General features: G+C 71.5%; 24 protein-coding genes. 15 read left to right on the forward strand and 9 right to left on the reverse strand.

Annotated features, from left to right (window positions below):
- Positions 1-61: 61 nt before the first annotated feature.
- The 4 genes from QSK37_RS34845 (at position 62) to QSK37_RS34860 (ending at position 5,272) form a co-directional block, all read left to right on the forward strand.
- Positions 62-775 carry a L,D-transpeptidase family protein gene (locus QSK37_RS34845; RefSeq protein ID WP_285629573.1) on the forward strand — a complete coding sequence of 238 codons (714 nt, stop codon included), beginning with the start codon at positions 62-64 and terminating at the stop codon, positions 773-775.
- A gap of 55 nt (positions 776-830) precedes the next feature.
- Positions 831-1,586 carry an arylamine N-acetyltransferase family protein gene (locus tag QSK37_RS34850; RefSeq protein WP_285629574.1) on the forward strand — a complete coding sequence of 252 codons (756 nt, stop codon included), beginning with the start codon at positions 831-833 and terminating at the stop codon, positions 1,584-1,586.
- A gap of 86 nt (positions 1,587-1,672) precedes the next feature.
- The gene (locus QSK37_RS34855; protein ID WP_285629575.1) at positions 1,673-4,852 is read left to right on the forward strand and encodes a WXG100-like domain-containing protein; all 3,180 of its coding nucleotides are present in this window, start codon (positions 1,673-1,675) and stop codon (positions 4,850-4,852) included.
- Between the two features lie 18 nt (positions 4,853-4,870).
- Positions 4,871-5,272, forward strand: coding sequence for a hypothetical protein (locus QSK37_RS34860; protein ID WP_285629576.1), 402 nt, complete (start codon positions 4,871-4,873; stop codon positions 5,270-5,272).
- Here the strand turns inward: QSK37_RS34860 and QSK37_RS34865 are convergent, their stop codons facing one another.
- The gene (locus tag QSK37_RS34865; protein WP_285629577.1) at positions 5,273-5,527 is read right to left on the reverse strand and encodes a hypothetical protein; all 255 of its coding nucleotides are present in this window, start codon (positions 5,525-5,527) and stop codon (positions 5,273-5,275) included.
- Positions 5,528-5,680: 153 nt separating this feature from the next.
- On the opposite strand from QSK37_RS34865, the gene QSK37_RS34870 reads away from it, so the two are divergent.
- Positions 5,681-6,895, forward strand: coding sequence for a sensor histidine kinase (locus QSK37_RS34870; RefSeq protein ID WP_285629578.1), 1,215 nt, complete (start codon positions 5,681-5,683; stop codon positions 6,893-6,895).
- 51 nt (positions 6,896-6,946) lie between these two features.
- A complete protein-coding gene (locus QSK37_RS34875; protein ID WP_285629579.1) occupies positions 6,947-7,594 on the forward strand; it encodes a response regulator in 648 nt (215 codons plus the stop codon).
- Positions 7,595-7,601: 7 nt separating this feature from the next.
- Here the strand turns inward: QSK37_RS34875 and QSK37_RS34880 are convergent, their stop codons facing one another.
- Positions 7,602-8,045, reverse strand: a complete 444-nt coding sequence (locus tag QSK37_RS34880) for an RDD family protein (protein ID WP_285629580.1) — start codon at positions 8,043-8,045, stop codon at positions 7,602-7,604.
- 32 nt (positions 8,046-8,077) lie between these two features.
- The gene (locus QSK37_RS34885) at positions 8,078-9,511 is read right to left on the reverse strand and encodes a type I glutamate--ammonia ligase (protein ID WP_285629581.1); all 1,434 of its coding nucleotides are present in this window, start codon (positions 9,509-9,511) and stop codon (positions 8,078-8,080) included.
- Between the two features lie 67 nt (positions 9,512-9,578).
- On the opposite strand from QSK37_RS34885, the gene QSK37_RS34890 reads away from it, so the two are divergent.
- The 6 genes from QSK37_RS34890 to QSK37_RS34915 all read left to right on the forward strand — a co-directional run bounded on the left by QSK37_RS34890 (position 9,579) and on the right by QSK37_RS34915 (position 16,179).
- On the forward strand, positions 9,579-10,721 hold the full coding sequence (locus QSK37_RS34890) for an amidohydrolase family protein (protein WP_285629582.1): 1,143 nt from the start codon (positions 9,579-9,581) through the stop codon (positions 10,719-10,721).
- Positions 10,721-11,899 (forward strand): M20 metallopeptidase family protein, encoded by a 1,179-nt coding sequence (locus QSK37_RS34895; RefSeq protein WP_285629583.1) that lies wholly within the window; start codon positions 10,721-10,723, stop codon positions 11,897-11,899. The genes QSK37_RS34890 and QSK37_RS34895 overlap by 1 nt, the downstream gene beginning before the upstream one ends.
- 134 nt (positions 11,900-12,033) lie before the next feature.
- Positions 12,034-12,393: an effector-associated constant component EACC1 gene (locus tag QSK37_RS34900; RefSeq protein WP_285629584.1), complete on the forward strand. Its 360-nt coding sequence runs from the start codon at positions 12,034-12,036 to the stop codon at positions 12,391-12,393.
- Between the two features lie 13 nt (positions 12,394-12,406).
- Positions 12,407-14,965 (forward strand): caspase, EACC1-associated type, encoded by a 2,559-nt coding sequence (locus QSK37_RS34905; RefSeq protein WP_285629585.1) that lies wholly within the window; start codon positions 12,407-12,409, stop codon positions 14,963-14,965.
- Between the two features lie 18 nt (positions 14,966-14,983).
- On the forward strand, positions 14,984-15,778 hold the full coding sequence (locus QSK37_RS34910; protein ID WP_285629586.1) for a GNAT family N-acetyltransferase: 795 nt from the start codon (positions 14,984-14,986) through the stop codon (positions 15,776-15,778).
- Positions 15,779-15,789: 11 nt separating this feature from the next.
- Entirely contained in the window at positions 15,790-16,179 is a 390-nt protein-coding gene (locus QSK37_RS34915; RefSeq protein WP_285629587.1) for a hypothetical protein, read from the forward strand.
- A gap of 3 nt (positions 16,180-16,182) precedes the next feature.
- On the opposite strand, the gene QSK37_RS34920 is transcribed toward QSK37_RS34915, so the two are convergent.
- Entirely contained in the window at positions 16,183-16,779 is a 597-nt protein-coding gene (locus QSK37_RS34920; RefSeq protein ID WP_285629588.1) for an HD domain-containing protein, read from the reverse strand.
- Positions 16,780-16,951: 172 nt separating this feature from the next.
- Between QSK37_RS34920 and QSK37_RS34925 the strand changes: the two genes are divergently transcribed.
- Both QSK37_RS34925 and QSK37_RS34930 read left to right on the forward strand, forming a co-directional pair.
- Entirely contained in the window at positions 16,952-17,329 is a 378-nt protein-coding gene (locus tag QSK37_RS34925; protein ID WP_285629589.1) for a VOC family protein, read from the forward strand.
- Positions 17,330-17,337: 8 nt separating this feature from the next.
- Positions 17,338-17,979, forward strand: a complete 642-nt coding sequence (locus QSK37_RS34930; protein ID WP_285629590.1) for a class I SAM-dependent methyltransferase — start codon at positions 17,338-17,340, stop codon at positions 17,977-17,979.
- A gap of 93 nt (positions 17,980-18,072) precedes the next feature.
- Here the strand turns inward: QSK37_RS34930 and QSK37_RS34935 are convergent, their stop codons facing one another.
- Entirely contained in the window at positions 18,073-19,971 is a 1,899-nt protein-coding gene (locus QSK37_RS34935) for a hypothetical protein (protein ID WP_285629591.1), read from the reverse strand.
- A gap of 21 nt (positions 19,972-19,992) precedes the next feature.
- Positions 19,993-21,570 carry an AfsR/SARP family transcriptional regulator gene (locus QSK37_RS34940; RefSeq protein WP_285629592.1) on the reverse strand — a complete coding sequence of 526 codons (1,578 nt, stop codon included), beginning with the start codon at positions 21,568-21,570 and terminating at the stop codon, positions 19,993-19,995.
- A gap of 181 nt (positions 21,571-21,751) precedes the next feature.
- On the opposite strand from QSK37_RS34940, the gene QSK37_RS34945 reads away from it, so the two are divergent.
- Positions 21,752-22,402: a DUF4190 domain-containing protein gene (locus QSK37_RS34945; RefSeq protein WP_285629593.1), complete on the forward strand. Its 651-nt coding sequence runs from the start codon at positions 21,752-21,754 to the stop codon at positions 22,400-22,402.
- Between the two features lie 80 nt (positions 22,403-22,482).
- Here QSK37_RS34945 and QSK37_RS34950 read toward each other — a convergent pair whose 3' ends face one another.
- Genes QSK37_RS34950 through QSK37_RS34960 form a run of 3 tightly spaced genes read right to left on the reverse strand, consistent with a single transcriptional unit; the run spans position 22,483 to position 24,866 of the window.
- Positions 22,483-22,986, reverse strand: coding sequence for a hypothetical protein (locus QSK37_RS34950; protein WP_285629594.1), 504 nt, complete (start codon positions 22,984-22,986; stop codon positions 22,483-22,485).
- A gap of 22 nt (positions 22,987-23,008) precedes the next feature.
- Complete coding sequence (locus tag QSK37_RS34955) at positions 23,009-23,941, reverse strand: ribose-phosphate diphosphokinase (RefSeq protein WP_285629595.1); 933 nt, start codon at positions 23,939-23,941, stop codon at positions 23,009-23,011.
- Between the two features lie 58 nt (positions 23,942-23,999).
- Complete coding sequence (locus tag QSK37_RS34960) at positions 24,000-24,866, reverse strand: ABC transporter permease (protein ID WP_285629596.1); 867 nt, start codon at positions 24,864-24,866, stop codon at positions 24,000-24,002.
- Positions 24,867-24,988 lie beyond the last annotated feature (122 nt).

Consider the following 24,988-nt stretch of genomic DNA (forward strand, 5'->3'; position numbering starts at 1 on the left):
GACTAAAACGCCGGATCGCGCGTGCGTAGCCCGTTGGTACCGGCGCGCCTTTGGAGGAGCGGTGAACTACAGGACGCTGGCGTCGATCGCGCTGGCCGGGGGCGCCGCGCTCGCGGCGCTCACGGCTCTCGGCCCCCCGGCCGCCGCCGCGCCGTTCGACCCCTGTTCGGCGATCTCCCAGGGCAGGCTGCGGTACCCCACCGGCAGCGCACAGCACCTGGTTCTGGCGGTCTCGTCGGACTACGCCTCGAATTACGTCGTCGTCACCGAATGCGCCAAGAAGGGGCGTTCGTGGACGAAGGTCACCGAGACGCAGGGGCGCGCCGGCGCGAACGGCTTCGCCCGGCCCGGGCAGAAGCGCGAGGGCGACGGCAAGAGCCCGACCGGCTCCTTCACCTTCACCCAGGCGTTCGGCATGGGCAATCCCGGCACGCGGCTGCCGTACCGCACGCTGCGCGAGTCCGGCGACTGCTGGGGCGCCACGCCCGGCGAGAGCCACTACAACGACTACTACTCGGGCACCTGTGGTCAGACGGATGAGGACCTGTCCACCATCATGCAGCTCGGGTCGTACCGGCAGGCGGCCGTGATCGACTACAACCGGCCCAAGCCGGTGCCCGGTCACGGCTCGGCCATCTTCTTCCACGTCGGCGGCACGTCCCCGACGGCGGGCTGCATCGCGATCGACGAGGCCCGGCTGCGCGGCATCATGCGGACTCTCGTACCCGGCGACCGGATCATCATGGGTCCGAGGTCGGAGTTGTTCCGCGGCTGAGCCTAGGACTCACGGCCGATGGCGTCCGCGTCCCTCAGTGTGGGGGAATGGCGCCATGAACGACTCCTGGGTGGACGCCTACCTCGCCCGGATCGGGGCCGCACGCCCGGCGCGGCCCGACGGCGAGGCGCTGCGCGACCTGCATCTCCGTCACCTGCTCGCGGTGCCCTTCGAGAACCTGAGCATCCATCTCGGCGAGGACATCGTCCTGGACCCCGAGGCGCTCGTCGCCAAGGTCGTCGACCGAAGGCGCGGCGGGTTCTGCTACGAGTTGGGCGGGGCGTTCGGGACGCTGCTCGCCGCGCTCGGCTTCGACGTCGAGATCCTCGCGGCGCGTGTGTTCGACGGTGAGCGGCTCGGCGTGCCGTACGACCACCTGGCGCTGCGGGTCGGACCGTGGCTCGCCGACGTCGGCTTCGGCGACCACGCGCACCACCCGCTGCGGCTGGACGTCCGGGGCGACCAGCCGGATCCCGGCGGCGTCTTCCGGATCGCCGAGACGCCCGAGGGCGACCTCGACGTCAGCAAGGACGGCCGGCCGGCGTACCGCCTGGAGACCCGGCCCCGCGCGCTGGGCGACTTCGAGGCCGGCTGCTGGTGGCACCGCACCTCACCGAAGTCGCACTTCACCCGCTCGGTCGTCTGCTCGATGCTCACCGAGTCGGGCCGCGTGACCCTGAGCGGACGCACCCTCATCCGTACGACCGGCGCCGAGCGCGACGAGCGGGAGCTCACCGGCGACGATGAGGTGCTCGCCGCCTACCGATCGTTGTTCGGCGTCGAGCTGGACCGCGTTCCGAAGGTCGCCTGAACTCCGGTTCACCGCTTCCGCGATCGGCTACCGGCGCCGGACGTTATGGGGTTAGGTTGGGCGATCATGGCCGAATGTCGCCGTACGTGCGGATTGTCGTTGTCGCCGTTCCGGGCGGCCGGCGCATGAGCGGTTACGAGGCGGCGCCCGCCTCCTGGGCACGTTCGGGCCGGGCGTACCTGGGTGCCGGTGACACGCTCGCCGACGCGGTGGACCGCCTCCATGACACGTTGGTCGAGGTCGGACAGTGTTTCGGCAGCGACGGTTTCGTCGGGCGCCCGGCCTTCAACGGCTCGGGCGGGTCGGTGGGGTTCCGGGTGGCCCGGGACGACCTGCTGGCTCGCCTGGTGCTCGTCGTGAACCTCGTGCGGGTGGCCGGGCACGGGCAGATCGTCACCGGGGTGAACTACCAGGATGCGGAGAACGCCTCGGCCGCGGTCGTCGCAGAGGACATACAGCGTGCGCAGAGCACGCTGGCCAAGGTGGCCCAGGACGACGTTTACCAGCTCGAAGCACTGCCGGACAGCATCATCCACCCCATTCCGGCGCCCGGTGCGGTGAGGACGGCGCTGGGACTGCTGGAGATGCTCGGGCTTCAGTGCGAGTGGGCCGACGGGCACTCCGACAAGGTCGCCCGGATCCACGAAGCGTTGCACGACGTCTCGGCCGCCCTGAACCAGGCGGGCGCCGCGTTGGCCCGCCACACGAACACGGTGGTCGCCGCCAACGGCGGCGAGGCCACCGACGCCTACACCCGGGCCGTGAACTCCCTGGCCGGCCACGACGGCGTGCTGTCGCGGCTGAGCGCGGACGCCAAGGGCCTCGGCGACAACTGCCGGACGGTCGCCAACACGATCGCGGCCGCCCAGCTTCAGTTCGTCTACTCGGCCGTCTTCATCGTCGGCCTCACGCTGCTCACCAGCTTCGGACCCGGCGGTGCGCTGCTCGCCCGGATCCAGATCGCCTTCCAGGGCCGGAAGCTGTACCTCTTCCTTCTCTCCTGCAGCAAGGCGGTGCTGGTGTTCGTCGCGCTGGACGCCGCGCACCAGGAGGCATGGCGACAGGAGCATCTGCAGCACGGCTGGAACGTCGGAGAAACGCTCCTGTCCGCGGGCGAAGGCGTGACGATGGGCGTGGTCGCCGGTGGCATCGAAGCGGGGATCACCCGTCTCGCCGGCCGGTACGGCCCCGTCACCGCGGTCGCCGACGCGATGAACGCGCCCGGCCTCACCGGTGTCGCCGCTCGGTTCGGGGTCACCGCCGGCACGGGCACCGCCGCGACGATGGCCACCCAGTTGGCGTTCGACCACGGCCACGTCGATCCGGTGCAGGCCGTCGAGGCCGGCCTGGCGATGGCCGGCATCGGCGCCTTCGCCAAGAACGGTCCCACCGGCCGGCCGGGAACACCGGACTGGTTGACGCACCGCAGCCGCGCCCTCGGCGGTACGACGGAGGCATGGGCCCGCGACCTGCCCGCGGAGCAGCGCGCGGCGGTCGAGGACGTGCTGGCGCCCGACGGGATCAAGCGGCTGAACGACGGGCTGCACAGCGACGATCCCCAGGTCCGCGCCGAGGCGGCCGGGAGGGAACAGGCGGCGAAAGAGGCACTGGGCCCGTTCCAGGTCGAGGGCGACACCACCGTGTACGCCCGCCCGGCGGACGACCACCTCACGGCACTCGCGGCCGGTGAGGACGTCACCGTGGGGAGCGTGCTGACCGAGGGTGCGGGTCACCTGGGCTCGACCGAGGTGGTGTTCCGCACCGGCACCGCGGTCGACGTGTCGGACCTGGTCGGACACCGTCAGGTCATCACGTGGTCCGACACGCCCGCACACGTGCTGGCCGAACAGCGACTCCCGCCCGAGGAGCGGATCGGCACGCAGGAGCCCGCCCGCCGGCTCTTCCTCGCCGACCCGCCGGCCGCCGATGCTCCACCCCGCGCGATCCGGCACCTCAAGTCCCTCGCGACGGATCTGTCCATCCCACCGTCTCCCAAGCCGTCCTACGGACTGCCCAAGGATTACTGGGAGTTCCGGGACAAGATCGCGCTCAGGCTCGAGTCGGGTGAGCTGTACAAGGTGAACGCGGCGGACGCGTCCGCGGCGCCCTCCATCCGCCCTCTTCAGGGCGTGCACGACTTCGGTGTCTCCGGCGGGAGCGTCGACGAGTTCCTCCGCGCCCATGGTCTGGAGCCGCAGGCCCTGGGCAGGCTGATCGGCAACTACAGGGCCGCGGGCCATGTCTTCCGCTCGGTCACGCCGCTCGACGACGGTGTCGCCCGAGCGATCGCCAACGAGACCCTCACGCCGATCATCTATCCGACGGGCGAGACCCGGATCGGCCCGAACGGCGACGTACACCTCCACATGCCGGACTCCGCGTGGCGCATCGCCGTTCCCGACGCGGAACACGTTCCCTCGATGCCGGGCCGGCTCGGGGACGACGGAATCCGTCGCTTCGCCTCCGCCGATGACGTGGCGCGCTACGGCAACGCATACCTCGGGACCGTGCACTTCAGCGATGTCGCCTTCGACGACCTCGGCGTGGTCACCAACTATCAGCGGACCCCCTGGCCGTACAACACGATCCTGAGGATGAGGAGCAACGGGCGGACTCCTGCCGAGCTGGGCGAGTGGTGGGACGGGATCACGCCCGGGGCGCCCCTCGCCCTCTTCGACGATCCCATGAGGGTGAATTATCACTCGATCATCTTCAGTGATTCGCCTGAGCTCGCCCCCCTCCGCAGGGATCTTCTGGCCAGTGAGTCGATGGGGGAACGCCTGCAGTACTGGCAGAGCTACCTCCACAGCAACATGCATTACGTGCGTGAGCTGTATGTGAACTACGGCCACTTTCCGACCGTCGATGAGCTCGGCGGGACGATCGCGCAGTTGCAGCAGCTGACGGACAAGCAGCTGCCGGAAGGGGTGGCCACCAGCCGTAGCCTGCGGAGCGTCTACTTCATGGAGGGCTTCGACCGGCAGAACCCCGACAACCTGAAGGCGCTGGAGAACACGGTGCAGGTGGAGCCCGGCTTCATGTCGGTCTCGCTGGGCGACACCGGATACTGGGCCCATACCGATGCCGCCGGGCGGTACCCCTACACCCTCCACCTCGACCTGCCTGCGGGAACGCGTGGACTGTGCTCGGCGTTCAATGACATGTACGAGATCACTCTCGCGCCCGGAACGCCCTACCGGATCACGCGCGTGACGGTGAATCCCGACGGTACGACGGACCTTTACGGCGTCGTGCTCCCACACTGACTCACGGAGGCCGATGTCGTGAGTGACTTCCCGGACGAGACCGCGCCGGACGCCGAGCTGTCGCCGTTCACCCTGCGGCGGCGGGGATACGGGTTCCGGACCGAATCACCGGTCCGCTATCTTCCGGTCACCAAGGACGAGAAGGTCATCGGTTATCTGTGGGCGTCGGTCAGCGGGGACGCCGCCCACTTCGTCGCACGCGTCGACGCGGGTGCCGAAGGGAACCTCGCCGAGTATCCGTGGTTCCTCCGGCTCGAACGGGCGAAGGAGGAGGGGCTGACCGCATTGGCGGCCCTGCACCACTGGATCGGCGCACCCGAGCATCCGCGCGCCGGCCGGATCGCGGCCGACGCGACCGAGCGGGAGGCGCCCGGCCTCGACGCCCTCCACCAGGTGGCCCGCTCGAAGACCTCGACGTGACTACCGGCCGGAACGGCGGCGCAGGAGCACCCTGAGGCCGTTCGTGGTGCGGACCAGCCAGAACACCGCGACCGCTCCGAATATCGCGAAGAAGATCGTCTGCCGGACGCCGGTGTCGTCGTCGAGCAGGCTCATGACGCTCCAGCCCAGGCAGATCAGCGCGGCGAACAGGCTCAGGTAACCGACGGCGAGGTTCCTCGGCGTGAACCGGTACCACGGGTCGTCGGCGGGCCAGGGCTCCCTCTCCTCGGACATCATCGAACCACCTTCTCTGTCGGCGTTTCCGGTCGCTTCGCATCCTGCCGAGCGGTCGCCCCGGTCCGCCTCGGTCGCGGGTTCGGTCCTGGCGCCGTTCTCTCGAACTTTCGGCCGATCCGGGTACCGGAAGAAGACGGCATCCTCGATGGCATGACCGGTGCGCGATCTGAGGACGGCCCAGCAGGAACCGTCGTCCGCCGTGGCCCGATCGTCGCCGAGATCGCCGCCCTGGCGCTGTGCCTGGTGGCCGACAGTGTGGCGGTCGCCGGTTCCTCCGGTACGGGCGGCCTCGCGGCGGGGCTGGCCACCGCGACGGCGACCGCGTTCGGGCCGGTGGCGGCCGTACTGGCCGTGCTGCGCCGCCGCTTCACCGACTGGATCGGGCCGCTCGGCGGCGGTGTCGTCGCGATCAGCCTGCTGGACACCGCGATCGCCGCCCTGGCACACCCGTCCGCCACGGCTCCGGGCGTCACCGAGACGCTCGCGCTCGCCCTGCTCGTCGGCGCCGGATGCCGGCGGACCGGCCGTACGGCAGCCGTGGGCCTCGCCGTCTGCGGCGGCGTCGCGATGACCGCCGCCCCGGTGCTGCGGTACGGCGTCGGATCGCCCACCGCGCTGATCGCGGTACCCGCCGCACTGCTGTGGGGCGGCTCACTGGCCGTCGGCCTGATCCTGCGCGACGCCGACACCCGCCGCCGGGCCGCCCTCGCCGAGGCCCGTACGGCCGAACGGCTGCGCATGGCCCGCGAGCTGCACGACTTCGTCGCGCACCACGTCACCGGCATCGTCGTACGGGCCCAGGCCGCGCGGGTGCTCGCCGGCCGGTCGGCCGAGCCGGACGACGACGTCTTCCGCGAGATCGAGGAGGCCGGATCGAACGCCCTGACGGCGATGCGGCGGCTCGTCGGCATGCTCCGTGAGGACACCGGCCAGGAGCCCGCGCCGCCCGCCTCCGGCATCCGCGCGGCCGTGCTCGACGCCGCCGCCGGCCACGACGGGGTCGTCACGGACCTGCCCGGTGACCTGGACCGGCTCGATCCCGCGCCCGCGCTGATCACGACGGTCCACCGGGTGGTCCTCGAGGCGCTGACCAACGTCCGCCGGCACGCGCCGGACGCGACGGACGTACGCGTTTCCGCGCGGGTGCAGCACGACCCGGCCGCCGACGTGCTCCACCTGGAGGTCCTCAACGACGGCGCCCGCGAACCGTCCGGCGGGGGATCCGGGTACGGGCTGGTCGGCATGGGCGAACGCGTCAGCGCGCTCGGCGGTACACTCCGCGCCGGTGCGGAGTCCGGACGACGATGGCGGATCACGGTACGCCTCCCCCTCGACCGCCAGGAGCCCCATGAGCGAACGCAGTGAGCGAACAGGCGACGCGGCGCCCATGGTCTCTCCTCCGAGGAACGAGGACTCATGAGCATCCGCGTCCTCGTCGCCGACGACCAGGCGATGGTGCGCACCGGGTTCCGGCTGATCCTCGACGCCGAACCCGACATCGACGTGGTCGGCGAGGCGCCCGACGGCGAGGCGGCGGTGAGCCTGGCCCGCGAACTGCGGCCCGACGTGACGCTCATGGACATCCGCATGCCGCGCATCGACGGCATCCAGGCCACGCGCCTGCTGGCCGGCCCGGACGTGCCCCAGCCGATGCGCGTCGTGGTCGTCACCACCTACGACGAGGACGAGAACGTCTACTCGGCGCTGCGTGCGGGCGCGTGCGGCTTCCTGCTCAAGGACGCCGGGCCGCGGCTCCTCGTCGAGGCCGTGCGCGCCGCCTCCGAGGGCGAGTCGATGGTCTCGCCGTCGATCACGACGCGCCTGCTGGCGCGGTTCGCCCGCCCGGCCTCCGGCGCGGCCCGGCCGGCCGAGCCCCTGACCACGCGCGAGCTGGAGGTCGTACGGGCCGTGGCCCGCGGCATGACCAACGCCGAGATCGGTGACGCGCTCGTCATCTCACTGTCCACGGTCAAGACGCACCTGAACGGCGTCCAGCGCAAGCTCGGGGTCCGCAACCGTACCGAGGTCGCCATCTGGGCCTGGGAGAGCCGCCTGGTCGAGTGAACCCGGCTCAGGCGCGGCGTACGACGAGAGTGCGCGCCACCATGTCACCGAACCGCTGGTGACGCGGGCTGAGCGCGATGGAGAGCGCCCCCACCAGGCCGAAGAAGTAGCCGTCCACGATCATCATGGCCCAGCGGATCAGGTACGCGCGCAGGCCGGGCGTCTCGCCGCGCTCGGTCACCACCCGCAGCCCGAGGCAGCGCATGCCCGGGGTGCCGCCGAGCCAGCGGTGCGGCACCCACACCTCGACGAACCAGTTGCCGACCAGGACGACGAGCAGGAAGCCGGCCATCGCGAGGTACGCGGGCGTCATCCGGCCCTCGTTCCGGGGCAGGTGCAGCGTCCAGCGCAGGCCGAGCACCAGCACGACGGCCGCCGGCACCGTCGTGACCAGCCGGTCGAGCGCGAACTGGGCGTACCTACGGAGGACCACTCCCGCCGGATCGGACACGCGCGTCATCATGCCATGCTGTTTTCGCCGGTCTAGTACCTCCACCGCGTGCGCGCGGCGATCTCTTCGGGCGGCAGGCCGTCGAACAGCGCGATCTCGCTCCGCCGGACGACCGCGACGGTGTCGATCAGCTCCTCGCCCAGCGCCTCTCTCAGCACGTCGTCGGCCTCGAACGCCTCGACCACCTCGTCCAGCGACGGCGGCAACGGGGGGACGTCGTCGAGCGACGCCGGGTCGACGTCGATCGGCTCGGGGAGCGCCTCGTCCCCGTTCCGGCCCGCGCGGCCCGCGGCCAGGAGCGCCGCCATGACGAGGTAGGGGTTGGCGGCCCCGTCGAAGCACTTGACCTCCAGGTTGGCCGCCTGGTCCCGGTCGCCGACCGCGCCGGTGACGAACCGCAGCGCCGCCTCCCGGTTCTCCAGCCCCCAGCACGCGTACGCCCCGGCCCAGTGGAAGGGCACGAGCCGCAGGTAGCTGGCGACGGACGGCGCGCCGATCGCCAGGAGCGCCGGAAGCCGCGACAGGATTCCCGCGGCGAAACCGTCGGCGTCCGCCGTCAGGCCGAACCGGCCCGCGCCGCCGGACATCAGGTTCTCGCCCTGGCGCCACAGGCTCAGATGGACGTGCGCGCCGTTGCCGACGCCGTCGGCGACCACCTTGGGGGCGAACGTCGCGCGCAGGTCGTGGGCCAGGCTGACCGCGCGGATCGTCTCGCGGACCAGGACGAACGTGTCGGCCGCGGCGACCGGGCCGGCGGGCGCGACCGACACCTCGTACTGTCCCGCGGCGTACTCGGGGTGGATCTGCTCCACCGCGACCCCCGCCGCCGACAGCGCCTCCACCACGTCGCGCAGGTAGTCCGACCGTTCGGCCAGCCGCGTCATGCCGTACGCGGGACCGGAGCAGGCGGGGGTGAACTCGTCGCCGTCGCCGAGCGAGACGGCCCACTCGACCTCGAACGCGGCCTTGACCGCCAGGCCCTCGGCGGCCAGCCGCTCGACCTCGCGCCGGGCCAGGAAGCGCGCGTCGAGCGGATGCCGCCGCCCCTCCTGGTCGTAGCGGTCCGCGGGCGCCCACGCCCAGCCGGGCATGGCGGCCATCACGGTGAGCCGGTCCAGGTCGGGGTGCAGCCGCAGGTCGCCGACGGGGCCGCCCGCGAAGCGACCGCTCGTGATCGAGTCGTCGACCAGGAACGCGTCGAACACGGGGGACATGCCGATGCCCCAGGCCGCCGCGTGCTCCAGGCGCGAGAGCGGCACCGCCTTGACCCGCGTGACGCCGGAGGTGTCCACCCACGTGACCGCGATGCCGGTGATGTCCCTCGCGGCGAGGTCACCGGCCACCTGCCGTGCGGCCGCCGCCCGCCGCGCCCGCTCCTGCTGGTCCATGACGCTCGCTCTCTCGTCCGCCACGTACACCTTGTACGGCGTCGCGACCGTCTCGGCAAGGAGCGTGAGCGAGAGCACGCCGTATACGGGCGAAAGGCGGGTAACAGTGGGTCAGTGATCAGTCCGAGAGAGGAGGAATGACCGAGTGCCCTCGCCGCTGCCCTTCGTGGCGAACCTCCGTCTCGTCGACCATCACTGTCACGGCGTGGCAGGCCGCGACCTCGACCGGAGCGCGTTCGAGTCCCTGCTCACCGAGGCGGAGGGCCCCGGCCCGCTCGGCGGCACGCTCTTCGACTCCCAGCTCGGGTTCGCCGTACGCCGCTGGTGCGCGCCGGTGCTGGACCTGCCTCCGCACGCGCCCGCCGACGACTACCTCGCGCGCCGCGCCGACCTGGGATTCGCCGAGGTGAACCGGCGCTTCCTACGCGAGGCGGGGCTGGCCGCGCTCTGCGTCGACACCGGCTACCCGATGGACACGCTTCTCACGCCCGGCGAGCTCGGCGCTCTCGCGGGAGCGACGGCGCACGAGATCGTCCGGCTGGAACAGGTGGCCGAGGAGGTCGCGGAGGCCGGTGCGGGCGCGGAGGGGTTCGCCGGCGCGTTCCGTGAGCGGCTGGCCGTGCGCGCCGCCTCGGCGGCCGGGTTGAAGTCCGTCGCGGCGTACCGGGTCGGCCTCGACCTGCCCGCCGACCGCCCCGGAGACGCCGAGGTCACGGCGGCGGCCGGGCGCTGGCTCGCCGCGATCGAGGCCGGCGCCCCGGTGCGGCTCGCCGACCCGACCCTCCAGGCGTTCCTGGTCTGGTGCGGCGTCGACCTGCGGCTGCCGATCCAGTTCCACGTCGGGCACGGCGACGCGGACCTCGACCTGCACCGCTGCGACCCGCTGCTGCTCACCGGGCTGCTGCGCGCGATCGAACCCACCGGCACACCGATCATGCTCTTGCACAACTACCCGTTCCACCGGCACGCCGGGTACCTCGCGCAGGTGTTCCCGAACGTCTTCGTCGACGTCGGGCTCGCCACGCACGGCGTCGGGCACCGGGCGCCGGCGCTGATCGCCGAGCTGCTCGAACTCGCCCCGTTCGGCAAGTTCCTGTTCTCCTCCGACGCCTACGGCCTGCCCGAGCTGTTCCACCTCGGCTCCCTGCTGTTCCGCCGAGGACTGTCGGACTTACTGCGGTCCGGGCTGGACGAGGGGGTCTGGACGGAGAAGGACGCGGAGCGGATCGCGCGGCTGGCCGGCGGCGAGAACGCCCGCCGCGTGTACGGGCTGGAGGAGCGGCACTGATGGACGAGCTGAACGAACTGCATCTCAAGCTGCGCGCGGCCATCGCGGACGAGCTGCCGGCCGCGGTCGCGCTGCGGCACCGGCTGCACGCCGACCCGCGGCTGTCGGGCGACGAGGCCGACACCGCGGCCGAGGTCGTACGCGCGCTCGGCGCCGGACCCGGACAGCGCGCCGCCGACACCGGACGGGTCGTACGGATCGGCGACCGGGGTCCGGCGGTCGCCCTGCGGGCGGAGCTGGACGCCCTGCCGGTCATCGAACGCAGCGGGGTCCCCTGGGCGTCGGCGAACAACGCCATGCACGCCTGCGGCCACGACGTCCACCTCGCCGCGCTGGTCGCGGTCTGCCGCGCCGCCGAGCGCATCGGCGTGGACGTGCCGATCCTCGCCGTTCTGCAACCGCGCGAGGAGACCTCGCCCTCGGGCGCCGAGGACATCGTCGGCTCCGGAATCCTGACCGACCACGACGTACGCGCGATGGTGGCGGCCCACGTGCAGCCGCGCCTGGCCGACGGAGTCGTGGCGGTCACTCCGGGGCCGGTCAACGCCGCCACCGACGAGTTCGAGGTGACGGTCACCGGACTCGGCGGCCACGCCGGGTACCCGCACGTCGCACGTGACCCGGTGCTCGCCCTGTGCCAGATCGTCGTCAGCCTCCAGCACCTGGCCAGCCGGCGGTTCGACCCGGTGCTCGGCGCGGTCTGCTCGGTCGGCCAGATCGGCGGCGGCACGGCCGCCAACGTGGTGCCCGAGACCGCGTCGGCGCGCGGCACCGTACGCGTGATGCGCGACTCCGACCGCGCCGTCGCGGCGTCGCTGATCACCGAGATCGTCACCCACACGGCCGCCGCGCACGGCTGCGAGGGCCACGCGCACTTCTCGCCCGGAGAGCCGGTGCTGGTCAACGACCCGGCCCTGGCCGCCGACGCGGCCGGCCGCCTCACCGACGACGGCGTGACCGTCGACGCGGGCTTCCGCTCGTACGGCGCGGACGACTTCTCCCACTACTGCGACGTGACGCGGGGCCTGATGATGTTCATCGGCACGGCACCCCCGGACGCCACCGACGCCCCCGGCCTGCACACCGAGCGCTTCCTGCCGGGCGACCACATGGTCGGCCGCACCGCCGACGCTCTGCTGGCGGGCTACCTCGCCGCGATACGGACGGCCATCGCATGAGGAATGGCCGCGCCGAATTCGGCATTGTCGCGGACCGCGCTCGTTTTCCGCACAATTAGGGGCTGACCGGCTGGAACTTCACGCCATTCTCCTCGCGTCTCAGTACCGTGGTAGGGGCGACGGAGGGGGTCTCGATGGAGATTCGTATCGGCTTCGAAGGTAAAGATCCGGAGCGGGAGATCACGTCCCTCGGCGCCTGGCTCAAGGGCAGGCCCACGATCGTCCAGAGCGCCCGGGTCACACTCGAGCACGCTCGGCCGGGGTCCGGCCAGATGGGCACCGCCTTCGAGGTCGTCAAGCTCGCCCTGGAAAGCGGCTTCTCGCTCGGTAACCTCGCTCTCGCCATCGCGAGCTGGCGCCGCACCCGCACCTCCACCCCGCCGCTCGTCATCCAGGTCTCGGGCCGCACGGTGCGCATCGGCGGCGAGGTCACCGATCCGGCGCAGATCACCCACATGCTGGAAGGCTCCGACGGTGACGCTGCCGGACGCTAGGACGTCGCGTGTCGTGCTGATCGGCACGGCCCGGTACACCGCGCTCGACGAGCTGCCGAACGTCGCGAACAATCTCGAGGCGTTGAAAAAGCTGCTGTGTGAGCCGGATCTTTGGGGAGTGCACGAAGCCAACTGCCGCGTCGTGGCCGATCCCGCCCACGTTCCCGACGTCGTCGAGGCGGTGGCGAAGGCCGCGCAGGAGGCACAGGACACCCTCTTGGTCTACTACGCGGGGCACGGGCTTCTGGACGAAAAGCTGGAGTTACATCTCGCGCTCACCGATTCCCGGCCGGAGGCGGTGGACTACACGGCGGTGCCGTACCAGCACATACGTAAACGCGTTCACGAAAGCGGCGCCCGCCGGAAAATAGTGATCCTCGACAGCTGTTACAGCGCCCTCGCGGGAATGTCCGGGACTTCCGACCCCATCATCGGCAAGGCGACCATCGTCGGCACCTACCTGCTCACCGCGGCGGAAGACTGGGCGCTCGCGGTGCCCGGCGAGACCTACACGGCCTTCACCGGCGAGCTCGTGTCCCTGCTGCGGAAGGGGCTGCCCGGCGGCCCGGAGCTCCTTGACCTCGACACCATCTACCGCACCCTGCGAGAGATGCTGGAAAGCCGGTCCCGGCCACTGCCGCACAGCCAGAATCGCGACCAGGGCGGCGACTTCACCCTGGTCCGCAACCGGGCCGTCACCCAGCCGGACGCACCCGAGGCCCGCGCGGAGGCCCGGCATCGCGTCGCGGCGATCCGCGACGCCCGTGCCGTCGGCCGCCGTGCGTCCGCGGCGTTCCTGCGCCGGAACAAGCTGCCGAACCATCAGCTCATCTACGTACGCCGGGCCCTCGACCGCGACCTCGCGACGGTGACACGCGCCGTCGCCCCGGGCGCCCTCGAACGCCTCACCAGACGCCGCACCTTCCGGCACCGTGGCGAGCAGGCGGTCGACCGCGACGTCCCTCCCCAGATCGTGCTCGTGCTCGACCCTCCCGGATCGGGCAAGACCATGCTCGCCACCCAGCTCGCGCTCGCCGACGAGGCCTTCTTCTGCGTGGCGCGGACGGCCGATGACCCCGGCGTGCACGAGCTGAATGAGGTCCTCCGGGACCTCGGCGGCAAGGACCCCCTCGACCTGCTGGTCGAGACGGGCATGCCGCTGGTGTACGTCGTCGACGGCCTGGACGAGGCCGACAACCCCGAGAGCCGGCGCGCGATCGTCCAGCTGCTGAAGACGCTCGGCAAGCTGAACGCGGCCGCCGACCGGCGACGGCTGCTCGCCTTCCCGGTACTCCTGGTCTTCACCGCGCGCGACGACACCTGGGAACGCTGGATCTCGGTCTTCGAAGGCCGGTCGGTCGTGCGTTTCAAGGACCGCCTGGCCCGTTTCTCGGACGAGGAGCTCGGGCAGGCCCTCACCCGCTACTCCGAGGCATACCAGTACTCCCTGGTCGGTTCGCGTACCCCGGACGGCACGGAGGCGCTCTCAGTCCCCTTCAACCTGCGGGTGCTCTCGGAGGCGTACGAGTTCCAGGGGCCGGTCAGGTTCGGGGACGCGCTCGGTGAGAACGTCCTCCAGCAATACTTCGAACGCCGCCGGTCCAACATCGCCGCCCAGGGGATCTCCGGACTGACCGCGACGGTGTTCATGGAGCTGGCGGGCGACCTGGCGCTCGCGGCGGTGCGGACTCCCGAGGCGCGGATCCCCGAGCAGACGGCGCTGCGTCTGATCGCCGAGCGCTCGCCCCGGCTGCGGGGGAACGAGCGGGAGGTGCTCGGTCTCCTGATCGCCGAGCAGCTGCTGCGGCACGACGGCACCGGCGCGCTGCGCTTCCGGTACCCGGCCTTCATCGAGTACCTCGTCGCGCTCACGGCCGTACGCAGCCCGGGCCTCGACCGGCTGGAGGAGGTGACCGAGAAGGTCGCCGCGGCGCCGGAGGTCTCCTCGGCCGCGGTGCGGCGCAATGTGCGGTCGCTGGCCCGGTCCATGCCCCCCGAGGTGGCCCGGCAGGCGAACACCGTCTACACGACCTCGCCGACGTACGTCACCGCGAACCTCACCACGTTCCGGAGCGACCTCGGCCGGGGCACGGTCACCGCGGCGGAGGACCTGGAGACCATCCACCGGACCATCGGCCGGATGAGCCCGGCGGACGCGTGGGAGGCGTTCTTCGTCGTCGTGGCCAAGCCCAACGGGCAGCCCGCGGACCGGGTCGTGTACGCCTTCGGCCATGCCTGGGACAAGAACTCCCGGCGGCCCGACCGCTGGCGGCTTCTGGAGAAGATCGGCGAGCGCCGTGTGCTGACCGACGACGAGGTCGTCGAGCGCATCGCCGGCAGCCGCCGCCCACGTGAGTGGGAGGTCTTCCTGGCCTGGCTGTCGACCTACCCCGAGCGCAGCGCGGTGGCCCACCGGCTGCGGACCTCCCGGGACGGAGACCTGCTCGCCGTCTTCCGCGAGGGCGGCCTCGTCTGGGACCAGGTGACGGGGCTGTTCACCCTGGCCCTGAACGACCAGGACTACGTGGAGGGCGTCCTGTTCGGATCCGCCGCGTACGCGCCGACCGAGTGACGCGGCTAGCCTGCCGCCATGGACGTACGGGGCGCGGCGGACGGCGATCTGCCGGCGATCGCGCGGATCGCGCTGGCCAACGACGACGGTGACGGGGCGGATCCGCGTTACGTCGCTCACCTGCGCGCCCACGGGCGGTTCCTCGTCGCGGCGGCGGACGGGGCGGCGGCGGGGTACTGCGCGGTCCGGTGCCTCGATGGGCTCACGCTGCTGTGCGACCTGTTCGTGGATCCGGCGCGGCACGGCGGCGGCGCCGGGCGGCGCCTGCTGGACGCCGCGTTCGACGCCGGGTTCGAGGCCGGCGGGGAACGGTCGACCTTCGCCTCGCGGGACCCGCGGGCCATGTCGCTCTATGTCCGGTACGGCATGGTGCCACGCTGGCCACTGCTCTACCTGGAGGGGCCGCCGCTCGCCGGGACTCCCGTCGAGCGGGTGCCGGCGGCCGTGGCGGCCGCGGCCGAGCGGGAGCTGAACGGGCGCGACCGGTCGGCCGACTACGCGTTCTGGGCCGCGACGCCGGGCGCCACCGGGCTGCTCGTCCGCGACGGGGACGCGGTCGCCGCCGCCGGGATCGCCGGACCGGACCGCCTCTTCCACCTGGTCACCGCCGACGGCGCCGATCCGGCGGCCACCCTCCGCGCCGCGCTCGCCACCTTCACCGCCGCACGCGTCCGCCTCTGCCTGCCCGGCCCGCATCCCGCCCTGCCGCTCCTCCTGGACGCCCGCTGGCGGATCGAGGACGCCGACCAGCACATGTCCAGCCGGCCGGACCTGCTCAGCCCCGCCGACGTGCTGTCGGCCTCCCTCGCCTGACCGGGGTGCCCATGTCTCTGCTGTATGAGTTCTTCGTCGCCGAGGACGACCGGGCCGCGGCCGGGGTCCTCACCACCGGCTGCCCGCGGCCCGTCTTCCGCGACGAGGGGATCCCCCCGGCCGCGCTCGCCGCCATCGAGTCGCTCCTGACCGGCCGTACCGAGGCGGAGATCACCGCGGACCCCCGGCACGGCGCCGGCGTCGCCGAACTGGTCGACGAGGACGCCGGCGTCGCCGAGTGCGGCGTGCTGACCGTGACCGACACGCTCACCCGCGCCCTGGCCGCCGCGTCGGCCTCGGACCCCGGATGGCACACCGAGGCCGCCGTACGGGGCCTGGCGCCCGTCGCCCGGCACGCGGTGGCGACCGGGCACCGCATGTACTGCCTCTGGACGGTCTAGCCCCTACTCGCCGAGCGAGGCCGTGTCGTCGCCGTTGAAGAAGCGGTCGAGCCAGTCGAGTGAGCGGGTGCGCAGCAGTTCGTCGGCCAGCTTCTTGCCGGACGCCGTCTGGAGCGCCGCGAGCGAGCTGTCGATCCAGAGCTGGATGTTCTGGTTGCCCTGCTCCCGGTACTCGATCGCCTGGACCAGGCACTCCAGCTTGTCCGCGTCCCGCGCGCAGCGCGCCTCCAGGCTCGTCTTGTCCTCGTACTCCGCGACGCTGCCGCAGATCATGTCGGCCACCGCCGCCGGCAGGCCGCGCGTCTGCTCGGCCGTCACCTGCTCGTTCGGCGCGCGCTTGACGTACGCCTTGGCGAGGTAGGGGATGTCGGTCAGCCGGGTCTCCTGGCTGTCGTGGAAGATGCTGAGCAGCGCGGCGCGCTCGGGACTGGCCCCCTCCAGCACGGCGACGATCGACGCGAGGGCCGCGGCGCGGAACGAATGGTCCGCGATGCTCTCCGGATCGCGGACGCCCGCGACGAGCCAGCCGGTGCGCTTGTAGCGCTTCAGCAGACCGATCTCGTACACGAAGCCCGTCAACTGTGCCAGCTCGTCCTGCATGACTGCCCCCTTCGACCGAGCGGCCGGGCGGTGTCGATCCGGCCGTAGAGGACTCCTTCCCCGGCACCGGCGATAACCACCGCCGGAGGCCCGCCGTACGGTGGCCGCATGGCAGCGAAGCTCAACGAGTTGTGCCTGGTGCCCTGACCTGCGGGGGCCGTACGGTGGCGGCATGGAGGTTCTCGCCAGCCGGGTGCTGCTGCGGCCGACCGACCTGGACCGCAGCCGTGCCTTCTACCGCGACACACTGAAACTGCCGATCTTCCGCGAGTTCGCGACGCCGGACGGCGTGGGTACCGTCTTCTTCATCGGCGGCGGTTACCTGGAGGTCGCCGGGCACGCCGACACGCCGCCCGCCGAAGGTCTCCAGCTCTGGCTCCAGGTCCGCGACATCGCGGCGACCCGGCGCGAGTTGGACGGCGTACGCGTGCTGCGCGAGCCGGAGCGCGAGCCCTGGGGCCTGATCGAGATGTGGATCGCCGACCCCGACGGCGTACGGATCTGCGTCGTCGAGATACCCGACGACCACCCGATGCGCCGCCGCGACTGACCGTGCCCGTGACGGATCCGGCCTGGATGGCGCGGGCGTTCGACGAGCTGGCCGAAGACTATGACGACGATCATCACGACGACGTCGCCCGTGCCCTCCTCGCGCTGATGCCCACGTCGGCGGGGCAGGACAGGATCGCCGATGTCGCGTGCGGGAGCGGCGCGGCGGCGCTGGCGATGGCCCGGACACGCGCGCCCGCGGCGACGCCGATCCTGGCCGTCGATCTCTCGGCCGGGATGATCGCGGCCGGCCGAGCCCGCGCCGTACGGCTCGGGCTTGAGCATGCGATCGACTGGCGCGTCGGGCCGGCGGTGCCGTTGCCCGTGGCCGACGCGGGCCTCGACCTGATCGTGTGCGCCTCGTCGCTCCACTTCCTGGGCCCGCGGGCGTTGTCCGACTGGCGACGTGCGCTCAGGCCCGGCGGACGCGTGGCCTTCACCCTGCCGGTGGCGTCGGGGTTCCGTCCTTCCGACGTGTTCGCCGACCTCGTCGCCGCCGACCTACCGCTGCCGCACACGGCGGAGGACGCACGCACGCTCGCGACGACCGCCGGCTTCACCGACGTTGACGCGCGCGTCATCGCGGTCGGATCCAGGTCCGTCGCCCTGACCGCCGCCACGAACCCAGCGGTCCCCGTACGGCACACCTAGTGTCCTGAGTCGTTGATTCGCCGCACCGTAGTGTCCCCGCGACATTCCGATCACCAGGAAGCGTGAGCCTGGTCTTCTGGGCCCGCGAACGGACTAGTCGCGTTTGAAGATCCCGGTCAGGCCGGCCACCGCCGCGGTCGTCAGGACCCAGCCCACTGCGATCAGCGACCACGTCCAGTACTCCGCCCAACCGTTCGGAGTCCAGGCTTTCTCCTGGCCGAGATCGACGATTGGCAACAGCACGTCCAGGGTGTAGGCGAGCGCGTGGAAGCCGGGCGCGTTCGGCGTCGCCCGGGTCATGTGCTGAGGGTAGGCACGGCCGAATACCCACCAACCCAGCGCGGCGAGTCCTGCCAGCCAGACTGCGGCCAGCCAGGTCCGATAGCCGTAACCGATGGTGACGTACAGCAGCCAGTTGAGGGGGTTGAGCGCACTGCGGCGTCGCCGCTGCTTGGCCACGCCCACCTTTCGGGCGGCCTCGGCGTTTCCGGCGCGGCGGTACGCGTCGGCGAGCTGGTCGTAGATCTGCGGTGTGTAGCCGCCTGGGTGTCGGGTGAGCCAGCGCAGGCGGTCGTGAACGCTGACTTGATCGTTTTCCAGGGTCTGGTAGGTGAAACCGCGCAGCCGCAGGATCGGGGGCCAGTTCGCCTGATCGTCGTCGAAGGCGCCGACGCGAGCGTTGGTGAGGTCGATGATCCCCTCACAAGAGGCGTCTCGAAGTCCCAGCTCGGCGACTCGCGCACTCCTGAGGTCCAGCGCCTTGCCCTTTCGGTTGTTCAAGGCTGCCCGGAAGAGGGTGAGTTGTCCTCCGACGTTGGCGCCGCGCAGGCGTACTTCCCCGCCAGCGGTGAACAATTTCGAACAGTCCATGTTCCGGGCGATGCTGATCTGGTCGGCGGCCAGAGCGTATTCGCCGGGTTCGGTCAGGTCCGCGTTGTGGAGGTCGAATTCTCCGATGTGGGCACCGACCAGGCGCACTTCACCGCGTGCGGTGAATTCCGAGCAGTCCATCCCGTGATCGACAGTGAGCTGGTCGGCGGTCAGCGCGGGTCCGCCGGGATTGGCCAGCCGCGCCCCGCTGAGTACGAGATCGCCGCCAATGTGGGCGCCGATCAGGCTGATCTCACCTTCCGCGCTGAACCTGTCCGAGCAGAACATGCCCTGGCCGACGCCGATCCGGTCGGCGTTCAGCGCGGGTCTGCCGGGATTGGCCAGGCGTGCCCCGGCGAGGACGAGCGGCCCTCCGATGTCAGCCCCGAGCAGGCTCACTTCGCCGCGTGCGGTGAACCCGTCCGAGCAGTACATGCCTTGCTCAACGCGGAGCCCGTCGGCGTGCAGCGCACGTCCATCGGGATTGATCAGCTGCGCCCCACTGAGGTCGAGCTGCCCTCCGATCCGAGCACCGGACAGGTCGACCTCTCCTTTGGCGGCGAACCCCGGCACGCAGACCATGTCCTGGTCGACAGTGATCCCGCCGGCACTCAACGCCACGCCGCCCGGATTGGTCAGCAGCCCGCTCAACCAGAGCGCACCTCCGATGCGGGCGCTGAGCAAACTGACTTCGCCGCCGGCGAGGAAACCGTCGTTGAACTCCAGGTTTCCGAGGACGCGTACCCGCTTGGCGGACAGGCCTTGAAGGTGACAGCCCGGCAGACGGATCGCCGGCGCGGTGGCTTCGTCAAGGTTGATGGGATCGTCGATGTAGCAGTCGCGCAGCAGCAACGGGCATGCGAGCTCGCAGGCTTCCAGATCGAGTGGGCCGACGATACGGGCGCCTCGCACCTTGATCGCCCGTGGCCTTCCCGATGTGCCTTCCGCGGTGAGCAACTCGATCAGTAACTCGGCGCGCACGGTTCGAGTCCCATCCCATAGGGCGCCGTTCGCAGGGTCATCGTGTTCCGCGTCGCCGACGGACAGATCGACCAGTGCCCCGGTGCGGGTCGCCGAAACGATGCGACGTTCCTGCTCAGCCGGTGCCTCATCACTGATCACGGGAGCCTCCCCACGCATCTGCTAGTGCGGCAGCGCCAGGCCATCCGTCGTCGGCTCCGTGGCCGGAGCGGCGGCCGGTGTGTCGTCGGCGACCGCGATCAGCACGTCCGACAGGGCCCGGACGACCGGTACCGGCAGGAGCCCGTACGTGATGAGGTCCTCCACGGACGCGAAGCCGCCCGTCACGCGGCGGCGGGCCACGATCTGCTGGGCCTGCGGCACGGTGACGCCGGGCAGCGCGGCCAGCACGTGTTCGGGTACGCCGTTGATGTCGACGAGGCCGCCGTCGTTGAACACCCGCGACAGGTCCGGGCGCCCGATGCGCAGCTCGCGGGCTATCGGCGGGTAGTGGTCGAGCAGCGTGAGCGCCTGCTCGCGGCGGATCCGCAGCTCCAGCGACCGTAGCGTGTCCAGGTCGGGCGGGGCGTTCCCGCGCCGGGCGGACGTGCCGAGCACCAGCACGGCGACGTGCACCGTGCCGCCGACCATCGTGAGCAGCAGCGCCAGCATCCCGACGTTGTCCCAGGCCGATTCGCTGCCGGTGCCCATCGTGAAGGCGAACACCGCCACGAGCAGGAAGTATCCGGCCGAGGCCAGCCCCAGTGCCCGGCTGCGACGCCGGGCCGCGAAGAAGGCCAGCGCCGCCCAGGTCAGGAAGCCGAAGCTGAACAGCGGCACGGCGATCGCCAGCGCGCGGAGCGCCGGCGGCGGACGCCACACACGCGGCACGACGGCCATCGCGGCCGGAGCGGCGGGGATGAACGGCGGCGGTGGGGTGGGCGCGACCGGGGCGGGTGCCGGCATGGGCGGCTCGGCGTACGGCGCGAGCGTGCGGTCGGAGCGCAGGATCGCCAGGTGCAGTTGCCGTAGCCGCTCGCCCGGCTCGACCCCGAACTCCTCGGCGAGGAACTCCCGCGCGCTCTGGTACGCCGCGAGCGCCTCCGCCTGCCGGCCGCACCGGTACAGGGCGAGGATCAGCAGGTACCGGAGCTCCTCGCGTACGGGGAACTCCGCGACGAGGCGGCTCAGCTCCGGCACCAGGCGCGCGTGCTCGCCCAGGTCCAGCTCGATCCGCGCGCGTTCCTCGACCGCCGCCGCGCGGTCCTCGGCGAGGCGTTCGCGCGCCGCGTCGAAGTAGGGGCCGCGCAGCCCGGCCAGCGGCTCGCCGCGCCACAGCGCGAGCGCGCCCCGCAGGTACCCGGCGGCGTCGGCGGTGCGGCCCGCCGTCCGGGCGCGCGTGACGTGGTCGGTGAACACCTCGGCGTCGAGACGGCCCGGCGGCACGACGAGTGTGTACCCGGCCTCGGTGAGCGTCAGGAGCTGCCCGGGGGCGCGGGGCGACCGGCCGGGCTCCAGGATCCGCCGCAGCCCCGCGATGTACTTCTGGACGACGTTGACACCGTTCTCGGGCGGTTCGTCCCCCCAGACGGCGTCGACGATCCGCGCGGTCGGCGTGGGCCGGTTCGCGTTGAGCAGGAGCACGGCGAGGACGGCACGCTGTTTGCCCGGTCCGAGGTCCAGTTCGGTGTCCGCGCGCCAGGCGCGCAGCGGGCCGAGGATCTCGAAACGGACCGGTGCGGCCGGCGACGGCTCGGTCACGGTTTTCCTTTCCGCGCGGGCCGGCATCCCCCGTGAGCTGGCCCGATACCGTGCGGCAGTCAGAGCGCCCGAAGGGCGGCAGTGAGAGCGCAGTGCGCTACAGCATAACGACAGCGATCCGGCACGGCGACGGCGAAAGCTGGCCGCAGAACGCCCGCACTCACGCCGGAAGGAACAAGCAATGTCATTCCAAGCCCCCGCCACCCAACCGGGTTGGTACGGCGCCGGCCCCGACGGCGGGGCCGATCGGGACCGCCGTCGCTCCACGAATGGCCTGGCCGTCACGTCCCTCATCCTCGGGATCCTCGGTTTCCTGCTGATCACCATCCCGCTGAATCTGATCATCGGCCTCGCGGCACTCGTGCGCACGCGCCGCCGGGGCGACAAGGGCGTCGGGCTGGCCGTAACCGGCCTCATCCTGTCGCTGCTGTGGGCCGTGGGCCTCGGCGTCGGCGTGTTCGCGCTGTCCAAGTGGCACGAGCCCAAGCGCGATGCGAGCGGTCAGATCAACTCGACGCAGAAGGCGGCCCCGGACACGCTGCGCGTCGGTGACTGCGTCGCACCGCAGACCGGCGAGGTCAGGACCGTCCAGGCCCAGCCGTGCACCACGCCGGGCAGCAACAAGGTCTTCTCGATCTTCTCCCTGCCGCAGGGCGCGTGGCCCGGTGAGTCGAGCTCAGGCGCGGCCGCCGAACGCGGCTGCACCAAGCGGTACCAGGCGAAGCACACGACCTCGAAGAAGCAGCTGGACATGTACTACTTCTCGCCGACCAAGGCCCAGTGGACCCTGGGCGACCGAAAGGTCATCTGCCTCGTCGGCCCCGTCTCGTAGTAGCGGACGACGCCCGGCCGGGCCCACTCCCGGCCGGGCCATCTCGCGGGAGCTCTTACTGAGCGTCTTGCCGGACGACGTCAGTCCAGGTCGAGGACCCGGCGTTTCGCCGCCTCGAACTCGGCGTCGGTCAGGCTGCCCACCATGTGCAGGGCCGCCAGGCGTTCGAGTTCCGTCACGGTGTCGCGCGACTCCCGCCGGTACTCCGGGGGAACCGTGTCCTCCGGCTCCGAATCCCGTGGACCGCCATCGCCCGGGACGTTCGTACCGCCGGTCAAGCGCTCCGCCATCGCCTGGAACTCCGGCACCGCGCTCTGGTCGAAGCCCGCCACCTCGCGCCAACGGATCCCCGCCAGCGCCGGTCGGTCCGCGTCCACGAGTACCGGCAGGAGGGTGCCGGACCAGGGCCAGCGGGCCCGGGCCACCACCTCCCGGTGGTCGGCGAGGAACGGTTCGCGGCCGGGAGCCTGGACCGCGAGCCGCAGCTCCAGAGGAGCCTTTCCCCCGTACCGGACGGGCCGGTCGGCGGCGATCACGTACGCGATGGCGGGCACGCCGTCACTCTTCCGGCGGAAGATGCCCATCTCGCCCTCCCGGCCCCTGCGTTCACTGGAACAGGACGCTGATGCTCTCACGGCGGTGGATGCGGCCGATGGCCTCGGCGAACAGGGGGGCGACGGACACCGTCTCCACCTTGGCCGACAGCCTCACCGGCTGGTTCTCCACGGTGTCGGTGACGTAGAGACGCGAGATGGGGCTGTCGTCGAGCCGTTCCATCGACTTGCCGGTGAACACCCCGTGCGTGACCGCCGCGCGTACGCTGCGGGCGCCGCGGGCGATCAACGCCTCGGCGACCTCGGCGAGGGTGCCGGCGGTGATGGTGAAGTCGTCCACGATGACCGCGTCGCGGCCGTCCACGTCGCCGATGAGGTCGATGACGCGCGCCGCCTCGCTGTGGTCGACGCGTTCTTTGTCGGCGATGGCGAGCGGTGCGCCGAGCCGCGTGGCGTACTTGCGCGCCTGCTTGGCGAAGCCCACGTCCGGCGAGACGACGACGAGGTCCTCGCCCGTGCCGATCGCCTCGGCCAGCAGGGGCAGGGCGTACAGGTCGTCGACGGGCAGGGTGAAGAAGCCCTGGATCTGCGGCGCGTGCAGGTCCATCGTGACCACCCGTGCCGCGCCGGCCGCCTCGATCGCCTCCGCGCACACCCGCGCGCGGATCGAGACGCGTGGCTCGTCCTTCTTGTCGGCCTTGCCGTAGCTGAAGTAGGGCATGAGCACGGTGACCGACGCGGCGCTCGCGCGCTTGAACGCGTCGATCCAGAACAGCAGCTCCATGAAGTTGTCGTTGGCCGGGAACACCGTCGACTGCACGACGTAGACGTGCCGGCCGCGGACGTTCTGGTTGGCCTTCACGAACAGGTTGCCGTCGGAGAAGCGGATGACCTCACCGTCGCCGGGCTCGACCTCCAGGTGCCGGCAGATCGCCGAGGTGAGACGGCGACTGCCCGATCCGCCGAACACCAGAAGCTCTTCCATGATCACTCCAGCCGAGTACGACGCGCGAGGCCCGTTGCCAGCATCGCGCCTGCGGTGCTCAGCTGACAACGTCCTTGTCGCGGAACCGGCGTACGGCCAGCGCGAGAAATATCACGGCGTACGACGCCGACAGCACCATGCCCTTGACCATGCCGGTCCATACGAGGTCCGGCTGCAACGCGTCGGTCCAGGCGAACTGCCAGTGCGTCGGCAGGAACTCCCGCCAGTGCCCGAGCGCGGTGACCGCGTCGATGATGTTGCTCACGATCACCAGCCCGACCGCGCCGCCGACCGCCCCCAGCGGTGAGTCGGTCGTCACCGACAGCAGGAACGCCAGCGCGGCCACGACCAGCTCGGAGACGAGCGTGTAACCGACGATGATGAGCAGCCGGGTGAGGGCGGTGCCGTTCGGCAGGGCCGTGTCGGTCGCGGGCAGCCGCAGGCGCGCCCAGCCGAAGACGTAGATGCCGGTGATCATGGCCATGACCGGCAGGCTGAGCACCGCGAGCGCCGACAGGGACAGGGCGACGATGAGCTTCTGCCGCAGCAGGCGCACGCGCGGCACGGGCGCGGCGAGCAGGTACCGCAGGGACGCCCAGCCCGCTTCGCTGGCCACCGTGTCGCCGCAGAACAGCGCCACCGCGACCACGAGCAGGAAGCCCACCGACGCGAACAGCGTGAACGCGGTGAAGTTCAGCGCGCCGGTCGTGGCGACGGTGACGAGGCCGGGCGTGTTCGGGTCGTTGCCGGACGGCGAGCCGCCGATCTTGAACGCGGCGGCCAGCACCCACGGCAGCAGGAGCAGCACCGCGAACGCGATCCACGTACGGCGCCGGCGCAACTGCCGTACGGCCTCCACCCGCAGCGGCAGCGTACGGCGCGGGCGGTAGCTCGGATCGGCGCCCCGCCGCCCCACGTCGGTCATGAGTCCTCCTTCGTCGGAGGGTGTGACCACAGGGGCGCGTCTTTTGATTCCCTCGCTCCGCTCGGTCATGAGTCCTCCTTCGTCGGAGGGCGTGACCACTGGGGCGTGCTTTTTGATTCCCT

This window comes from Actinoallomurus iriomotensis, from assembly GCF_030269445.1.
GTDB lineage: Bacteria > Actinomycetota > Actinomycetes > Streptosporangiales > Streptosporangiaceae > Actinoallomurus > Actinoallomurus iriomotensis.